At 35.4% G+C, this 16,984-nt stretch carries 17 protein-coding genes and 1 riboswitch; of the genes, 7 read left to right on the top strand and 10 right to left on the bottom strand.

Features of this window, described 5'->3' with window-relative positions; genetic code table 11:
- Positions 1-65: 65 nt before the first annotated feature.
- Together MWH30_RS01370 and MWH30_RS01365 are read right to left on the bottom strand one after the other, a co-directional pair.
- Positions 66-1,379: a PhoH family protein gene (locus tag MWH30_RS01370; protein ID WP_248662247.1), complete on the bottom strand. Its 1,314-nt coding sequence runs from the start codon at positions 1,377-1,379 to the stop codon at positions 66-68.
- A 5-nt stretch (positions 1,380-1,384) separates the two neighbouring features.
- Positions 1,385-2,332 carry a biotin/lipoyl attachment domain-containing protein gene (locus MWH30_RS01365; RefSeq protein ID WP_248662246.1) on the bottom strand — a complete coding sequence of 316 codons (948 nt, stop codon included), beginning with the start codon at positions 2,330-2,332 and terminating at the stop codon, positions 1,385-1,387.
- 421 nt (positions 2,333-2,753) lie between these two features.
- Here MWH30_RS01365 and nuoE point away from each other — a divergent pair, with 421 nt between their 5' ends.
- From nuoE to MWH30_RS01350, 3 genes are all read left to right on the top strand, one after another.
- Positions 2,754-3,236 (top strand): NADH-quinone oxidoreductase subunit NuoE, encoded by a 483-nt coding sequence (gene nuoE / locus MWH30_RS01360; protein WP_248662245.1) that lies wholly within the window; start codon positions 2,754-2,756, stop codon positions 3,234-3,236.
- A gap of 73 nt (positions 3,237-3,309) precedes the next feature.
- The gene (nuoF, locus tag MWH30_RS01355) at positions 3,310-5,112 is read left to right on the top strand and encodes an NADH-quinone oxidoreductase subunit NuoF (protein WP_248662244.1); all 1,803 of its coding nucleotides are present in this window, start codon (positions 3,310-3,312) and stop codon (positions 5,110-5,112) included.
- Positions 5,113-5,143: 31 nt separating this feature from the next.
- Positions 5,144-6,901, top strand: a complete 1,758-nt coding sequence (locus MWH30_RS01350; RefSeq protein WP_248662243.1) for an NADH-dependent [FeFe] hydrogenase, group A6 — start codon at positions 5,144-5,146, stop codon at positions 6,899-6,901.
- Between the two features lie 79 nt (positions 6,902-6,980).
- Here MWH30_RS01350 and MWH30_RS01345 read toward each other — a convergent pair whose 3' ends face one another.
- The 8 genes from MWH30_RS01345 to MWH30_RS01310 form a co-directional block, all read right to left on the bottom strand.
- A complete protein-coding gene (locus MWH30_RS01345) occupies positions 6,981-8,075 on the bottom strand; it encodes an ABC transporter ATP-binding protein (RefSeq protein WP_248662242.1) in 1,095 nt (364 codons plus the stop codon).
- Positions 8,068-8,844: an ABC transporter permease gene (locus MWH30_RS01340; RefSeq protein ID WP_248662241.1), complete on the bottom strand. Its 777-nt coding sequence runs from the start codon at positions 8,842-8,844 to the stop codon at positions 8,068-8,070. The genes MWH30_RS01345 and MWH30_RS01340 overlap by 8 nt, the downstream gene beginning before the upstream one ends.
- Complete coding sequence (gene modA / locus MWH30_RS01335) at positions 8,844-9,704, bottom strand: molybdate ABC transporter substrate-binding protein (protein WP_248662240.1); 861 nt, start codon at positions 9,702-9,704, stop codon at positions 8,844-8,846. Before modA ends, MWH30_RS01340 begins: the two co-directional genes overlap by 1 nt.
- 88 nt (positions 9,705-9,792) lie before the next feature.
- Positions 9,793-9,919: riboswitch (molybdenum cofactor riboswitch) on the bottom strand.
- Between the two features lie 101 nt (positions 9,920-10,020).
- Positions 10,021-10,671 carry a phosphate signaling complex protein PhoU gene (gene phoU / locus MWH30_RS01330; protein WP_248662239.1) on the bottom strand — a complete coding sequence of 217 codons (651 nt, stop codon included), beginning with the start codon at positions 10,669-10,671 and terminating at the stop codon, positions 10,021-10,023.
- 37 nt (positions 10,672-10,708) lie between these two features.
- Entirely contained in the window at positions 10,709-11,476 is a 768-nt protein-coding gene (gene pstB, locus MWH30_RS01325) for a phosphate ABC transporter ATP-binding protein PstB (protein WP_248662238.1), read from the bottom strand.
- Between the two features lie 25 nt (positions 11,477-11,501).
- Complete coding sequence (gene pstA / locus MWH30_RS01320; RefSeq protein ID WP_248662237.1) at positions 11,502-12,353, bottom strand: phosphate ABC transporter permease PstA; 852 nt, start codon at positions 12,351-12,353, stop codon at positions 11,502-11,504.
- On the bottom strand, positions 12,353-13,195 hold the full coding sequence (pstC, locus tag MWH30_RS01315; protein ID WP_372494113.1) for a phosphate ABC transporter permease subunit PstC: 843 nt from the start codon (positions 13,193-13,195) through the stop codon (positions 12,353-12,355). Before pstC ends, pstA begins: the two co-directional genes overlap by 1 nt.
- A 196-nt stretch (positions 13,196-13,391) precedes the next feature.
- Complete coding sequence (locus tag MWH30_RS01310) at positions 13,392-14,309, bottom strand: PstS family phosphate ABC transporter substrate-binding protein (protein ID WP_248662235.1); 918 nt, start codon at positions 14,307-14,309, stop codon at positions 13,392-13,394.
- 536 nt (positions 14,310-14,845) lie between these two features.
- On the opposite strand from MWH30_RS01310, the gene MWH30_RS13755 reads away from it, so the two are divergent.
- The 4 genes from MWH30_RS13755 to MWH30_RS01295 all read left to right on the top strand — a co-directional run bounded on the left by MWH30_RS13755 (position 14,846) and on the right by MWH30_RS01295 (position 16,471).
- The gene (locus MWH30_RS13755; RefSeq protein WP_282706118.1) at positions 14,846-14,977 is read left to right on the top strand and encodes a hypothetical protein; all 132 of its coding nucleotides are present in this window, start codon (positions 14,846-14,848) and stop codon (positions 14,975-14,977) included.
- A gap of 193 nt (positions 14,978-15,170) precedes the next feature.
- The gene (locus tag MWH30_RS01305) at positions 15,171-15,485 is read left to right on the top strand and encodes a hypothetical protein (protein ID WP_248662234.1); all 315 of its coding nucleotides are present in this window, start codon (positions 15,171-15,173) and stop codon (positions 15,483-15,485) included.
- A 1-nt stretch (position 15,486) separates the two neighbouring features.
- On the top strand, positions 15,487-15,669 hold the full coding sequence (locus tag MWH30_RS01300) for a hypothetical protein (RefSeq protein ID WP_248662233.1): 183 nt from the start codon (positions 15,487-15,489) through the stop codon (positions 15,667-15,669).
- 130 nt (positions 15,670-15,799) lie between these two features.
- On the top strand, positions 15,800-16,471 hold the full coding sequence (locus MWH30_RS01295) for a hypothetical protein (protein WP_248662232.1): 672 nt from the start codon (positions 15,800-15,802) through the stop codon (positions 16,469-16,471).
- Positions 16,472-16,984 lie beyond the last annotated feature (513 nt).

Genomic DNA, 16,984 nt, shown 5'->3' with positions numbered 1-16,984 from the left:
ACTATCCTGCTTAATCAATGAAAAAAGGAATACAATTTAAAGATATATTTTCATTAAAAATTTACTTATAAAATCGAAGCTGCTATCTCTGCCAATTCTGAACGTTCTCCTTTATTAAAGGTAATATGCCCTGCAATTCCCTGATCTTTAAAGTTTTGCGCTAAATAAGTTAAACCATTACTACAACTATCTAAATAAGGATGATCTATCTGATAAGGATCACCAGTCAATACAATCTTAGTATCCTCCCCAGCTCTAGTAATGATCGTCTTTACCTCATGAGGAGTTAAGTTCTGAGCTTCATCAATAATAATAAACTGTTTAGGAATGCTACGCCCACGAATATAAGTTAAAGCTTCCAACTCTACTAAGCCCATCTGCTGCAAGTCTTGGATCATATTACTTGCTTTATCGTCTTCAGAATCACTGCTAACTAAAAACTCCATATTATCATAGATAGGCTGCATCCAAGGACGTAGTTTATCCTCTATATCCCCAGGCAAATAACCTAAATCATTCCCCATCGGCACCACCGGACGAGTTATCAATAATTTATTGAAAATTCTCTCCTCTACTACCTTTTCTAAACCAGCAGCTAAGGCTAAAAGAGTCTTTCCTGTCCCTGCCTTCCCCACTAAAGTAACTAGCTTAATTGCATCATTTAAAAGTAGCTCAAAAGCACAATGCTGTTCTTTGTTTCTAGGCTTAATTCCCCAAATGTTAGGATTTTGGATCATTAAACTTTTAATAGAATCAGACTCCACATCATACCTACCTAAAGCAGATTGAGAGCCTCCTAAGTTATCCTCTAATAATACGAACTGATTAGGATATAGCTCAGCCTGACTACTCAGTTTACCCTGGTCATGAAATTGATCTATCTTTTCAGCATCTACCTGCAAATTAGTTAAACCACTATATAGCTCTTCAATATCCACTTTATTAGTTTCATAGTCCTCTGCTACAACTCCCAAAGCATCGGACTTAATTCTCATATTAATATCTTTAGTCACTAAGATAACCGGCGCATCGTCAGCAACAGCTTCCTTAAGTCCCAAAGCAGTAGCTAAAATTCTATTATCCTCTTTTTCCTCCAAGCCTGAAGGTAATAAGTCCTCCACTTGATGATTGAACTCTACCTTCAAAGTGCCACCACTTTTGAGCTTAACTTTATCATAGAGTCTACCAAGTTCTCTTAACTCATCTAAATAACGAGAAACGGCCCGAGCATTCTTACCTACAGTATCTTGACGACTCTTTAAGGCATCTATCTCCTCAATCACTACAATAGGAATTACAACATCATTATCATCAAAAGCAAAGAGAGCCGTTGGATCATGAATTAATACATTGGTATCTAATACAAAAGTCTTTTTCATAATTCTCACTCCACCTTTCCACTAGGATTCGTAGAAACTTTAAGTCCAAACTCAATCCCCTGCACTACAGCTTTATTTTCACCTACCTTTAAAACTCTTACCTCTTTAAACTCAGGCGTATTCCCCTCTAAAAGTACTACACCTAAGCGATCATCTTGTTTAATTAAAGCCGAAGTTGGAACTACAATACCGTTATATGTAGAGCTTATTAAGTTCACTTCTGCTTTTCTTAGTTTGGTAAATAGGGGCAAGAAACTTCTAACTTTAAAAACTACTAAGCTCTTAGGCTCACTAGAAATTATCCTTTCTACTCTAGCTAAAGAGTTATGACCTTCAAAATTTAACAACTCCAATTTAATTCCAGCCCCTAAGTTAAAAAGATCTACTTTTGCCTTAGGAATAGCAGCAACTAGATAAAGCTCAAAGTTATTTACTACTTTAAAAATAGGCCTACCTGAATTTACAACCTCCTCCTCTTCAACCTGTTTAAACTTATAGCTTAATTCCTGAAACTTTTGGTAAGTTAAACTTTCTAAATTACTAAGAGTTAAAGTAGACTCTAAACCATCTAACTGATAACTAACCAAACCACTTTGATAACTATATAATCGATAATCTTCACCTCTCCCTTCAAGTTGCACAATTAAAGTACCAGGACGTACCCTCTGTCCTGCTTCAACTTTTAAATTTAACTTTCCAGAAGTAGGAGCATACTTTACAGTCTCATCCCTAACAAATAAAGCTGTAGTTTGATATTCTTCTCTCACCTGCCCATATTCTGTCATTACTACTTCCTCAGGATTATAAATAAAAAGATTAACTAAAAAAACTAAAATTAAAATAATGAAAAACAGTCTAAATACTTTTTTAGTAATCCTGAGTCCACTCTTATTGACAGTCGACTTATTATTTTCCCTTCTCAAAAAATCTTTATCTTGCTTATAATCTTTCACTATTAGCAAAACCGTCCTTCGCTAGATTTATAAATATGTTATAGATATTATTCTATAAATAGCCAAGCTACTCCTTCATTTTATACCATTTAGCTTTATCAATTAAAAATAAAAACTTAAAATGTGAAAAAAGTATCGATATCCCCTTTACAAAGAAAAGAAATTATAGTATAATGATTGTGAAGCAAGTAACAAGTTTGATGTTAAGTTTTCCTCTCCCTCTCTTTAGCACCTGTTATATTCAAAGTATAATAGGTGCTATTTTTTTTATGTCTAAACTTATAGATCCTTGAGAAATTTTTCCCAAAAAACTTACTTTTCCCCTTTACAAATATCCTTAAGTGTAATATAATGATTGTGAAGCGAAGAACAACCTTGATATTTGAACTATAAAGCTATCAACTATAAAGGGGGAATAAAAATGAACTGTACATGTGAAGAAAACAGAGAAAAGTATTTTGCTCCTTTAAAAGAAATACTAAAGCAATATGAAGGAACACAAAAAGATTTAATTCCTGTTTTACAGAATAGCCAGGAAGAATATGGTTATTTGCCCGCGGAAGTCTTAGCAGAGATAGCAGCAGGTTTAAACTTACCTTTTAGCCGAGTATACGGAGTAGTAACCTTCTATTCTCAATTTCATTTAGAACCACGCGGTGAAAATATTATTAGAATCTGTATGGGTACTGCTTGCCACGTTAGAGGCGGTACTAAGATTTTGGAGAAGTTTAAAAAGGAGTTAGATATTGAAGCCAATGAAACTACTGAAGATCTGAAATTTACTATGGAATCGGTAGCCTGTATAGGCGCTTGCGGCTTAGCTCCGGTAATCATGGTCAACGATAATACTCACGGTCGTTTAGTACCTGATGACGTACCTGAGATTATAACTCAGTATGCTTAGAAACTTTGTGAAAGTGAAGACTTTCTTGTTCAGTTTAAGTTAAGGATAATTATAAGCAAGGGGGGACAAAAAAATGAAAGAAACTATTCATAGTTCACAAATTTTAGTCTGTGGAGGTACTGGTTGTATTTCTTCTGGATGTGAAGAGGTTAAAAACGCTCTAGAAGATGAACTAAATAAAAATAATCTAAGTGAAGAAATAAAGTTAGTTCAAACTGGCTGTCACGGTTTTTGTGAAAAAGGGCCGATTGTAATTACCTATCCTGATGGTGTATTTTACTGTGAAATTAAGCCCGAGGATATTGAAGAAATAGTAACAGAGCATATTAAAGAAAATAATATTGTAGAACGATTACTCTATCAAGATCCAATAAGCAAAGAAAAAATAGCTAATTATAAGGAAATAGATTTTTATAAAAAACAACAACAGATTGCTTTAATAAACTGTGGTTATATAGATCCTCTTGAAATCGATGATTATAAAAAGCAAGATGGCTATCTAGGACTTAAAAAAGCTTTAACAGAATTAGAGCCTGAGGAAGTAGTTCAAGAAGTTAAAGAGTCTGGTTTACGAGGTCGAGGCGGAGGTGGTTTCCCGACTGGATTGAAATGGCAGTTTGCTCGTGATGCTCAAGGAGATAAAAAGTATGTTATCTGTAATGCTGATGAAGGAGACCCGGGTGCTTTTATGGATCGCAGTTTATTAGAAAGTGATCCCCATCGCATCATAGAAGGAATGGTGATTAATGCCTATGCAATCGGAGCCGATGAAGGATATGTCTATGTTAGAGCTGAATATCCTTTAGCTATTGAACGCCTACAAAGAGCAATTGAACAAGCCAATGAAGAAGGGGTATTAGGTGAAAATATCTTTGGCAGTAATTTCAGCTTTGAACTGCATATTAAAGCTGGAGCTGGAGCCTTTGTTTGTGGTGAAGAGACAGCTTTGATGGCTTCTATTGAAGGAGAAAGAGGTATGCCTAGACCTAGGCCTCCCTTTCCAGCTCAAAAAGGATTATGGGGAAAGCCTTCAAATATTAACAATGTAGAAACTTTAGCTAACGTTCCCTATATTATTTTGGAAGGAGCTGAAGCCTTTAATTCTATTGGTACAGAGAATAGTAAAGGAACTAAGGTTTTTGCTCTAACTGGTAAGATCAATAATACCGGTTTAGTGGAGGTACCGATGGGAATTAGTATGCAGGAAATCATTTATGATATTGGGGGCGGAATTAGTGATGGTAAAGAGTTTAAAGCAGTACAGATAGGCGGGCCCTCCGGTGGCTGTTTACCTGAAGATAAATTAGAGTTACCTATTGACTATGACTCCTTAATTGAAGCGGGAGCAATGATGGGTTCTGGTGGTTTAGTGGTAATGGATGAAGATACCTGCATGGTTGATGTAGCTAGCTTTTTCTTGGATTTTACCCAAAGCGAATCCTGTGGTAAGTGTACTCCTTGTCGTGAAGGTACTAGACTAATGCTGAAGATTTTAAATAGAATTACTGCTGGCGAAGGTCAAGCTGGAGATATCGAGCGTTTGGAGAGATTAAGTTATAATATTAAAGATACTTCTCTATGTGGCTTAGGTCAGACAGCTCCTAATCCAGTATTGAGTACTCTAAAGTACTTTAGAGATGAGTATGAAGCTCATATCCAACAACGCAAATGTCCAGGAGGAGTCTGTCCGGAGTTATTAGGCGACTTTAAAATCGATGCAGAGGCCTGTGTAGGCTGTACTTCTTGTAAAGATGCCTGTCCGGTGGAAGCAATTGCTGGAGCAAAAAAAGAAGCCCATAGAATCAGAAGTGAAGTCTGTATTGCCTGTGAAAACTGTGTGGATGAGTGTCCGGTTGACGCTATATTTAGAGAATAATGAACCTATACTGCAAAGGAGTGAGAAAAAGATGAGTGAAATTACTTTAACTATTGAAGGACAACAGGTTACAGTAGAGTCAGGAACTACTATTTTGGAAGCTGCTCGTAAGTTAGGTATTGAAATACCTACTCTCTGTTACCATCCTGATTTGACTGAGTATGGTTCTTGTCGGGTCTGCGACGTCGAAGACTTAGAAAGTGGTAACTTATTAGCTTCCTGCGTAAGTTTAGCTGAGGAAGGAATGAAGCTAAAAGTAAATAGTGCTAGAGCCAGACAGGCTCGCCGAATGAATGTAGAGCTCTTATTAGCTAGCCACCCTAATGAATGTTTGACCTGCGATAGAAACGGAAGCTGTGAGCTACAGGATATAGCTCATAATCTAGGGATCAGCGAAATAGATCTACCTATTGAGCCTAAGAATCATCCGGCTATTAAAATCGGGCCCTCTTTAAAGCAGGAGCCCAGCAAATGCATACTCTGTGGTCGCTGTGTTAGGCTCTGTGAAGAAATACAGGGAGTTTCGGCTTTAGACTTTACTAATCGGGGCTTCAATTCGGTAGTAACTACTGCTTTTAATCTACCCAAAAAGGATATTAACTGTGCTAACTGTGGTCAGTGCGCTACTGTCTGCCCTACGGGAGCTATTACTGAAATTCGAGAGATAGACCAGGTTTGGAAGGCGCTAGAAGATGATAGCAAGCACGTAGTAGTACAGACAGCTCCTTCCATTGAAGCAACTTTAGGAGAAGAGTTTGGATTAACCCCTGGTAGCGTAGTCACTGATAAACTGGTGGCTTCTTTAAGAAAGCTAGGCTTTGATAAGGTCTTTTCTACTGATTTTGCTGCTGATTTAACGATCATGGAAGAGGGAAACGAACTATTAAATCGCTTTCAAACAGGTCGCAAATTACCACAGCTGACCTCTTGTTGTCCAGGCTGGGTTAAGTTTTGTGAACACAACTACCCAGAACTACTGCCTAATCTATCTACAGCTAAATCACCTCAGCAGATGTTTTCAGCCTTAGCTAAGACCTATTATGCTGAAAAAACCGGAATTGACCCGCAAGATATCTATACCGTTGCTATTATGCCTTGTACAGCTAAGAAGTTTGAAAAGGATCGCGCTGAGATGAACGATAGCGGCTACAAGGATACTGATGCTGTATTAACTACTCGTGAATTAGCTCGAATGATCAAAGAAGTAGGAATCTGCTTTAGTAGTCTGGAAGCAGAAAATGAAGAGTTTGATGAATTGATGGGAACTCACAGTGGTGCTTCGGTTATCTTTGGTACTACTGGGGGAGTAATGGAAGCTGCTTTGCGAACAGTCTATGAAGTCTTAACTAAGGATGAATTAAAGGAGTTAGAGTTTGAAGAAGTACGAGGTATCGAAGGTGCTAAAGAAGCAGAAATTGAGATCAACGAAAGAACAATTAAAGTGGCAGCTACTCACGGTCTAGCCAATGCGGCTCAACTAATCGATAAAATCCAAGCCGGAGAAGCAGAATACCACTTTATAGAAGTAATGGCCTGCCCTACTGGCTGCGTAGGTGGCGGAGGTCAGCCTTTACCCACCAATACTGAGATTAAACTGAAGCGGGCTCAAGGTCTTTACAGTATAGATCAAAGCGACGAAATTAGAAAGTCTCACGAAAATCCGCAAGTACAAAAGCTATACGATGAGTTCTTAGTTAAACCACTCAGTGGAGAAGCTCACCGACTGTTGCATACTAATTATGAACAGCGCAATGAATACGATGCTGTTGCAGATAAAAAAGCGAAATAAATACTATCTATTTTCACCTCCCACAAGCACGTGTTATGAACAAAAATTTCTACTCCATTGTTCATAATACGTGCTCTTTTTAGTCCAAAATATAAAATAAACTCTTACTTTTGAGAGAAACAATCACTTGTTTATCCCTTTCAATTTCTAATTGTTGAAAAGCATGGTTAGGAATACTTACTTCTATCTGTTGCTTAGAATCTCGGGGTTCAACCAACACAGTATTATAAGCTCCTTTTTCAAAAATATTTATTACTTCTCCAGTTAATAAATTATCTCTATCAGGTCTTTCAGATTTATTTTTAAGAATCATTACCTCTTCAGCCCTAATCCCAACTTGTACTTTATTTTCCCTTGTTAATTTATTTTTATCCTTTTCTAAGTAAGGTAGCTCTAGTTTCGTAGCTAATTCATCAGATTCCACAATTAGCTTCTTGCTTTGCACTTCCAAAACTCGAGTTGAAAACAGATTCTTAATCCCAAAAAAATTAGCTACTTCTATGGTAGCTGGTCGTTGATAAATACACTTCTTATTACCACTCTGATGAATTTTGCCATTGATCATTAAGCTCAACTGGTCACCTAAAAAGAAAGCTTCTTCTAAATCATGAGTAATCATCAAAATTGTCAAATTATATTCTGCTTGTATCTCTTTTAATAACAACCATAAATCCTTCTTCATACCTTCATGCAAGGCCGAAAAGGGTTCATCCAATAACAAAAAATTATTTCCAACAGCTAATGCTCTTACCAAAGCTACTCGCTGTTCTTCTCCCCCACTGAGATTCTTAGCTGCCCTATTTAATAAATGCGTAATCCCTAGCTTATCAGCCAATTCCATCACAAATTGATATCTTTTTTGCTCCTTAATTTTATTAACATTCAAACTATACATAATATTCTCTTTAACCGTTAAGTGAGGAAAAATAGCTAAATCCTGCGGAACATAAGAAACTCCCCTCTTTTCAACAGGAAGTTCACTAATTTCTTTATCATCAACAAAAACAGCCCCCGTATCAAACTCCCTAAAACCAATCATTGATTCTAAAATTAATGTTTTCCCACTTCCGGTTGGGCCAATAATCACATGACAAGTGCCTTCTTCTACAGTCAATGAAATATCTTCAACCACAAAACTACCTAAATCTATTCTTAAATCTTTAACCTCAATCATATAGTGATTCCCTCCAAAAAATCCTCACTCCATATAATGTTCCTAAACCTACTATAATTAAAATTAAGATTAAGCTCATAGCCCCAGTTATATCAGCTACTGAAATCCGCATAAAAATCGCTACTGGTAAAGTTTCAGTCTGCATAGCCATAGTTCCAGCAATAGTAATTGTAGCACCAAATTCTCCTAAAGCCTTGGCCCAAACTAATATCCCACTAGCAAAAATCCCCCTCTTAGCTAAAGGAAAGGTAATAGTCATAAACGAGTTAAAAGATGATGAGCCTAGAGAGCGAGCTACTTTTTCATAACGCTCAGGAATTTCATCCAATACTGCTTTAACTAATCTAATAGCAATACCTAAAATAGTAATAAACTGGGCTAATACAATCCCCGAAGCTGTAAAAACAAAGCGAATATAGTTATCCTGAATCCAACTTCCTAAAGGATTATTAAAAAAGATAAGTAACATTGCCCCTAAAGCTGCTGGTGAAACAACCATTGGTAACTCAAATAAGGTATCAATTAAGTCTTTAGCAACAAAATCAAAACGAGATAACGCATAAGCAGCAGGAATAGCAATTATAACTGATATTAAAGTGGAAATAGTGGCTGTAATCAAACTTAAGCGGAGCGAAAATAAGACCCGACGCGAAAAAATAATCTCTGCAAACCGCTCGATATCAAAAAAATAAAAGAGAGAAATAATCAAGACTGCATAAATCAAAAATGAAGTCAATACTATGCCAATTGAAACCCTTTTGAAGTTCACTACTGAATCCACTCCTCTGGCACTGAATATTCACCACCAACCGGTCGTTCCTCCCCTAACCATTCTTCAGCTTCATCTACGCTCATAAAATAACCGTACTTTCTAAAAACTTCCTGACCCGACTCCGACTGTATAAAGTCAATAAACTCTTGGGCCAACTCTTCATTCTCACTAAACTCTGAAATAGCAATGGGAATATATCCGAACCTCAATACCTGCTCCTTAGCTAAAGGGATTGTCTCAATCTTTTCCGGCTCCCAGTCCTCAAAAACTCGCCAACCAATTACTGCATCTACCGTTTCTAAAACAGCAGCATTAGCAGTAGAAGCACAACTGTCAGCATAATAAACTATATTCTCTCGCAAAGCCTCCACCTCTTCAGCATTTAAACTATTTTCAATTACCTCTACCGCATAAGTTCCCACACAAACAAATTCTGGATTAGCAATTCCTACTTCAACCCCAGGCTCTAAAAGATCTTCTAGACTTTGAATATCTTTTGGATTACCCTTAGGAACATTAATAGCTGAAACTAGATAAGTTGCATACTCTATAGTATCTGGCTTAACTAACCCTTCTTCTTCAGCTTTAATCATATAGTCTGAGGAGCCGGGAAAATAAATATCGCCCCGTTGGTTTAGTTTCATTTGGGATAAAACAGTTCCCGAACCACCAAAGTTAACATTTACTTTAACCCCTGTCTCTGCTTGAAAAAGCTCTACTATTTCTTCAGTTGCAGGCTTACTAGCAGCTCCAGCAAAAACTAATAAGCCATCATCATCTGCTCCTAAGTTTGAAAGATATATTCCCCCACCAAGTATTACTAAAATAATTAATAAAGACACCAGCAATTTTTTCATAACTTTCAACCCCTTTCTTAATTTTAAAAAAATAAAAGATATCCCTAGATCTAAAAAGGGATATCTTAATAAACAATGGCACTCAAAAAAGCACCTAAAAACATCTCCTTTCCAAATCTATCGGGAGGTGAACTGATTTCTCAATCCACCCTAGCGCATTTAAACCACCTTAGACCTATATCCGTAGGCAATTTAATTCGAAGATGAAACAATAAAATATTTGATTTTAAATGGAACTTCCTTTAGATAATTCTAATTATAAGTCCAATCTACTAAGTATTATAAGTTATTTTGTTCATAATGTCAAATATTATTACTAAAAACTAACCCTCTCTCCAGTTACCATATAAATAATTCTTTCGCAGATATTAGTAGTATGATCAGCAATTCTTTCTAAATATCTACTAGCAAATATCAGACAGGTAGCTTGAGAAATAGTGGAAGGGTCTTCCATCATATAAGTTAATAGTTCTCTTAAAATCTGATCATCAAACTCATCTACTTTCTCATCCATCTTAGCTACCTTTTCAGCCTTTTCAATATCTAAATTAACAAAAGCATCAAGACATTCCTTAACCATCTCTCTGGTGATTTCAGTCATTTTAGGAATATCAATCAAAGGTTTAATTAAAGGCTTATCAGCTATAGTAATAGTTATCTTGGCAATATTAAAGGAATAATCACCCATTCTTTCTAAGTCGGTAATTATCTTAGAAATCATACCGATAGTTCTTAAGTCACGAGCCACCGGCTGCTGTAAAGCAATTAAGCGAATACATTTCTTTTCAATCTCTATCTCACACTCATCGATTTGATCATCTTCAGTCATTACCTCTTTAGCTAACTCTACATCCTGTTCTTTTAAAGAAGTAACTGCTTTATAAATAGCCTCTTCTACCATGCTCCCCATCTTTAATAAGTCTTGTTTTAAGTCTTCCAACTCCTGATCAAAATTATTTCTGACCATAGAATTTCACTCCTCTTTTATTCTTTAATAATCAGCATTAACCAAAACGACCCGTAATGTAGTCCTCAGTTCGTTCATCTGCTGGTCTTTCAAATATCTTTTCGGTAGGCCCGTGTTCTATTACTTCTCCCAATAAGAAAAAGGCAGTATAATCGGAAACGCGAGCTGCCTGTTGCATACTGTGAGTTACAATTACAATAGTGTAATCTTCCTTTAAATCTTTAATTAGTTCTTCAATCTTAGCCGTAGCAATGGGATCTAAAGCTGAAGTAGGCTCATCCATTAATAAAATATCAGGATTTACTGCTAAAGCTCGAGCAATACATAGTCTTTGCTGCTGTCCGCCGGAAATATCCATAGCCGATTTATCTAATCTATCTTTAACCTCATCCCATAAAGCTGCTGCTTTCAGACTGTCTTCTACAATTTGATCAAGCACTTCTTTATTCTTTATTCCGTGTGCTTTAGGCCCGTAAGCAACATTATCATAAATTGATTTAGGAAAAGGATTAGGATCTTGAAAGACCATGCCGATCTGCTTACGCAGTTCTACTACATCCAAACCTTTTTGATAAATATTATGCCCATCAATTAATACCTCTCCTTTTACTTTAGTGCAGTCAATCAAATCGTTCATCCTATTAAGAGTTCTCAAAAAAGTAGACTTACCACAGCCTGAGGGGCCAATTAAAGCTGTTATTTTTTCAGCCGGTACTTTTAAATCAATATTTTTCAAAGCTTGAAAATCATTATAAAAGAAGTTTAAGTCCTTAATTACAATCTTTTCTTTGCTATTTTGAAGCATCAATAGTTACCTCCTTAAACGGTATTTATTTGCTGAGATTTTTTCTAAATCGATAACGAATAAAGATCGCTACTAGGTTTAAGATCAAAACTAAAACTATTAACACAAAAGCAGTTCCGTAAGCAATAGGTCTAACCACACCTATACTATGGTGCTGAGTAGATAGTATATACAGGTGGTAAGGTAAAGCCATAAACTGACTACCTAAAGAGTCTGGTATTCTAGGCAAAAAGAAGGCTGCTCCAGTAAAGAGAATCGGGGCCGTCTCTCCAGCTGCTCTAGATAGTCCTAAGATTGCTCCGGTTAAAATCCCGGGAATAGCATTTGGAAGTACATTATGGCGAATAGTATGCCATTTAGAAACACCTAAAGCTAAGGAGCCATGTCGATATGAGTTAGGTACTGATTTCAAAGCCTCTTCACTAGCAGTAATAGTGACTGGTAAAGTCAGTAGTCCTAAAGTTAAACCTGCCGATAATACTGAAGTTCCTAAGCCTAAGTTTTTAACAAAAAGAGCCAGACCAAATAGTCCATAGACTATTGAAGGAACTCCGGCTAAGTTACGAATAGCCATCCTAATTGTTCTAGTCAGCTTGCCTTGTGAGGCATATTCATTTAAATAAATAGCTGCAAAAACACCAATCGGTACCGCAAAAAGAGCAGTAATCATAGTTACCAGAACCGTACCAATAACTGCTGGCCAAATTCCTCCTTCAGTCATTCCACTTCTAGGAGCAGTAGTTAAGAACTCCCAACTGATTACTCCTATTCCTTTAGAAATAATATCATAGAGAATAATAAATAAAATAAATAGAATTAACCACGTCGATAAGCGTAAAATTCCAAAACCTAATTTCTGTTTCAAGTTATCTGTCATTATTCACCCTCCCCATACTTATGGAGAACCAAGTCGGATACTAAGTTTACCAGAAAAGTCATTACAAATAATACTGCTCCAATTGCAAATAAAGAATGGTAGTGAGTAGTATTAAAGGGCACTTCTCCTAACTCAATAGCAATAGTAGCAGTCATAGTTCTAATTGAAGAAAAAATACTTCTAGGTACTGCCGGCGCATTTCCGGTAGCCATTAAAACGGCCATAGTTTCACCAATAGCTCGACCCATCCCCAGCATTATGGCTGCTGTAATCCCTGATAAAGCAGCGGGAATAGTTACCTTAACTAAAGTATGCCATCTATTAGTACCCAAAGCTAAAGAAGCCTCTTTATACTCTTTAGGTACTGCCGAAATAGCATCTTCAGAGATACTGATAATCGTCGGTAAGGCCATTACTCCTAAGAGAATAGAACCATTGATTACATTTAAGCCGTTACTTAAACCGAAGGTTCTAGCAATAATAGGGCCCAATAAAACTATTCCCAAAAAACCAATTACCACTGAGGGAATACTAGCTAAAATCTCAATAACTGGTTTTAAAATCTCTCTTTCTTTTGGTCTGGCTACCTCAGCTAAGTAAGCGGCGGCGGCTATTCCTACCGGCACAGAAAAGAGCAAAGCCCCTATAGTAACCGCTAAAGTACTGATTACCAAGCTAAGAATTCCATAGCCTGGATTACGAGAAGTAGGGTTCCACCTAAAAGAAGTAAAAAATTCTCTAATACTTACCTCTTCAAAGGTAGGTAAGCCTTCACTTAATAATAGATAAAAGATTCCTGCTAAAACTATAATAGCCAAAATGCCATTTAGAAGAAAAAAGATCTTTAGCCCTTTTTCTTTATACTTAGTTAACTTATCTTTCTTAGATATTTCAATTTCTTCCTGTTCTAGTCTAAGATCAGTCAAGATAAATCCCTCCCTGTGAAGTGCAATTAATAATTAAATTCAAAAACAAGCTTTAATCAGCTCCAAAAATAAAATACATTTTGGAGCTGATAATGACTTTAAACTTTGCTTATTATTGAAGCTGTTCAGCATTAAACTCTTGATACTCAGGACTTACCGGATAAAAACCAGTGCTAACTGCTACTTCTTGACCAGCCTCACTTAAAATAAACTCTATATAGTCCAACTGTGCTCCTTCAGGCTGACCATTAAAGTAGTTATATAAAGGTCTAGCAATGGGATACTCACCTGTTTCTACATTTTCCGGCTCTAGAGGAGTAGCATATTCAGAGTCTTCATCTAAAGCTATACTAATCACAGTCAGTCCATCTTCAACTTCATTATTAGAATCCACTGTATAACCAATCCCACCGTAACCAATAGCCCGATTATCACTTCTAACTCCTTCTACTATCTGCGCCGTACCGTTCATTCTTCTTACATCGTCAGAGAAATCATCTCCTAATACATTATCTCTAAAGAAAACATAAGTGCCGGAGTTACTCTGCCGACCATACATTGAAATTTCAGCATCGGGCCCGCCTACCTCTGACCAATTAGTAATCTCACCTCTAAATATAGCCCCTACTTCATCCATAGTTAACTCTTCTATTCCCAAGTCTTGATTAGCAAAAACAGCCAGTCCATCCATACCGATTACCACTTCAAAAGGATCAACATTATTATTATTGGCCTGTTCAATCTCCGATTCACTCATAGCACGGGAAACGTTAGCTATATCGACTCGGTCATCTATTAAAGCTGCAATTCCTGTTCCAGAGCCACCACCAGTTACTGAAACTGCTACCCCTGTCTGTTCTTCCATATAAGCTTCTGCTAAGCTCTGTCCTAAGTTAACCATTGTATCTGAACCTCTAACTTCAATATTTCCTGTTACCTCGTCTCCACCACCACAACCTACGGCTATCAAACTAAAAGTAAGCAACATCACTAATAATACAACTGCTTTTTTGCTAAATAAATTAATCATCTTTCTCCTCCTATTTTAATTACCTTATTTTTTAATACGAATCAATTGTAACAGTTCTCTATTACAGTTAGGTTAAAACTATGTTAAAATTATGTTAAAGTTTTAGATTTTTAATTATTTTTAAAAACTTTAATAATCCTTGATATGATAGTGATTATAGCAGTTTCCTTTTGAATTTATTTTTAGTTAAGTTCAAGTAATTTGAGATAAGATTACTACGATTATTACTACGATTTTAAAAATAAAAATATACTATATGGGGTGAATAGCCTTACTATATGCTTAAAATATGAAAGTAAAGAGTAAAGATTTAACACCAAACTCCGGCACTTTGTTTAACTTTTTCTAATCCCCCGCCCCTTATTTTATTTAAAATAGCTAAGGGTTAGATGCTAAAAAATCTATCATAATTTTTGGATTTAGAAAAAAATTAAAAAAGTTTTACTTTTAAGGTTTACAGATTTGGTGAAAAAGTAGTATAACATAATGAAGGTCATAAAAATCGTAAAAATCAACTAAAAAAGGAGAGTGAAAAAATGAAACTATCAAAAAACATAGTTGTCAGAGTATCTCCTCAAACTAAGAAAAAACTATTAGATGAAATTCCAGAGAATGAAAATATATCTACAGTTGTCAGGGATTTGGTGCTGAACTATATCAATGACTGATTTTAGCTATTTCTGATAGATAGTAGGTCACTACACCTCCGCCTACTATCTTCCCTCTCTTTTAGGAGTTTATATAGATGACTTGTTAATAGCTGGGGGTATGATATTCTCCAGCTAAAACTATTTTATAGGAGTGATCAAACTGTATATATCAAAAGAAATACTAGTAGATCAACAAGAAGTAGCTGACCTTTTGACTGAAAAAGAAAAGCTAGAACAGGAATATCAGACCAAAAAAGAAGAATTCAAATACACCAAGCGAAGAACTTTGAAGTGGATTAGAACAAAGAAAAGAGCAGAAAAACATAGCAAGAATCCTCAACATCAAAAGCAAAAAATGTATCAAAAACAGCTTGAAAATATCAAGAAAACTATAGCAAATAATCAGCATGACTTTGAGAAAGTAGAGGAACTAGAAAAAGAACTACCAGAACTGAAAGAAAAAATAGCAGAAGTAGAAGAAGAATTGAAAAAATATGTAAAAATAGAAGTACAGGAGGTGACTTAGTTTGGATATAGATGAGTTGAAAAATGAAGTTGAAAATATAGCAAGTACACAAAAAGCATTAAAAAAAGAAGCCAACAAAGTAAGGCATAGGCTAGAATTAGGTAGAGATAGATGGGGATTTAAGCAGAAAGAAAAACCAAAGAAAATATATAAAAGAGATTACTGGGGTAGAAGAATAGATTAGAAGTAGCTATAATCCTGCTTATTTTTAATTCTAAGCAGTTTTAATTTCAGACTAGTATAGGGATAAGCAGACATCAATAAAACAGATTATATTTAATTCTAAGCAATTACATTGAAGGGGGGGGAGTTGGATGAAGATGAAATTATTAACAATCAATCTACCAAAAAATATATCAGAAAAAGAGCTAGAAAATACAGCACATAGTTATATAGAGTCTATGAAATATCACATTAAAAAGAATAACTGGAATTGTAGTTTATTAATAGCTCCAGCTCCCTATGCTCCTATAAATAGAGTAGATACTTTAATGTATAGAGGGAAAGAAAATACAGCAGGAAAAGGCAGCAAGAGAAATAAACTACATAAGATTAAAAGCCAATTCAAAGAAAAATCACATTTGCATATAATAGCATTAGGTAAAAATATAAATCAAATTACAAAGCAGACTAGGTTATATTTTATCAAAAAGTTTAATAATCAGTTTGGACTTGAATTAGAAAAAATTAATCAAGATCAAAAACTGTTCCACGCTAAGAATATTAAAAATGGAGAAGAAGGATTAGTCAAAGCTATTCACTATTGCATAAATCAAAGCAGAATACATAGGACAGCAGGAAACTTTGACTTTGAGCAGTATATAGGTGCAACAGTAGTAGAACAGCAAGAGAATAGAGTAGAAGAACAGCAAGTATCTCTAACTAAGTCAGCAGATCAAATTAAAGAGAGTACAGCAGAGCAAGCTATTTTAATAGCAGAAAGTCAAACCCATAGAATTACAGCAAAAGCTGAATATTTCCCCTGATTTTTAATTTCGTTAAAAAAATTAAATCTTTTAATCCCTTACGAAGTAAGGGTTTAGGGTGGTTTTTAAACTACTATGTAATAATACTAATATATTCTATAGGTAAATAAAATAACAGAATACTAGAAATATCAGAAGTCAAATTGTAAATATATGTATTATGCAACAGAATTACAGTAAAGTTGCATAATACTCTAATCCCTTGCTATGATAGTATTCTTGATTTTAGCATTTTTAAAACTAATAAAACTATACATTATTCCTGCTTATAATTACAGAAACATTGCACAGATTTAGCTAAATCTAAATAAATTTAAAAAAATCGGATCTCTGACTAATGTTGTGAAGAAAAATATGTAAATTTCAAAAATAAAAATGCATTTGACCAGGCTTTCTCTAATTATTTAAGTAACTACACTCAAAATAGAGAAAGGAGCTTGGACAAATGCAATCATATAATATCACAAAATTACTTGATTTGCCAGACATAATTGCTACTGATTTATTGATTTT

The sequence above is a fragment of the Fuchsiella alkaliacetigena genome (assembly GCF_023227765.1).
Taxonomy (GTDB): Bacteria; Bacillota; Halanaerobiia; order Halobacteroidales; family Acetohalobiaceae; genus Fuchsiella; species Fuchsiella alkaliacetigena.
This window is presented reverse-complemented; position numbering and strand designations above follow the sequence as displayed.

Coding starts and splice junctions, on each gene's coding strand:
- pstA (WP_248662237.1), bottom strand. CDS start 12,353: ATGACAGATAACTTGAAACAGAAATTAGGTTTTGGAATTTTACGCTTA.
- pstB (WP_248662238.1), bottom strand. CDS start 11,476: ATGCTTCAAAATAGCAAAGAAAAGATTGTAATTAAGGACTTAAACTTC.
- MWH30_RS01310 (WP_248662235.1), bottom strand. CDS start 14,309: ATGATTAATTTATTTAGCAAAAAAGCAGTTGTATTATTAGTGATGTTG.
- MWH30_RS13755 (WP_282706118.1), top strand. CDS start 14,846: ATGAAACTATCAAAAAACATAGTTGTCAGAGTATCTCCTCAAACTAAG.
- MWH30_RS01350 (WP_248662243.1), top strand. CDS start 5,144: ATGAGTGAAATTACTTTAACTATTGAAGGACAACAGGTTACAGTAGAG.
- MWH30_RS01295 (WP_248662232.1), top strand. CDS start 15,800: ATGAAGATGAAATTATTAACAATCAATCTACCAAAAAATATATCAGAA.
- MWH30_RS01370 (WP_248662247.1), bottom strand. CDS start 1,379: ATGAAAAAGACTTTTGTATTAGATACCAATGTATTAATTCATGATCCA.
- nuoF (WP_248662244.1), top strand. CDS start 3,310: ATGAAAGAAACTATTCATAGTTCACAAATTTTAGTCTGTGGAGGTACT.
- MWH30_RS01345 (WP_248662242.1), bottom strand. CDS start 8,075: ATGATTGAGGTTAAAGATTTAAGAATAGATTTAGGTAGTTTTGTGGTT.
- modA (WP_248662240.1), bottom strand. CDS start 9,704: ATGAAAAAATTGCTGGTGTCTTTATTAATTATTTTAGTAATACTTGGT.
- phoU (WP_248662239.1), bottom strand. CDS start 10,671: ATGGTCAGAAATAATTTTGATCAGGAGTTGGAAGACTTAAAACAAGAC.
- nuoE (WP_248662245.1), top strand. CDS start 2,754: ATGAACTGTACATGTGAAGAAAACAGAGAAAAGTATTTTGCTCCTTTA.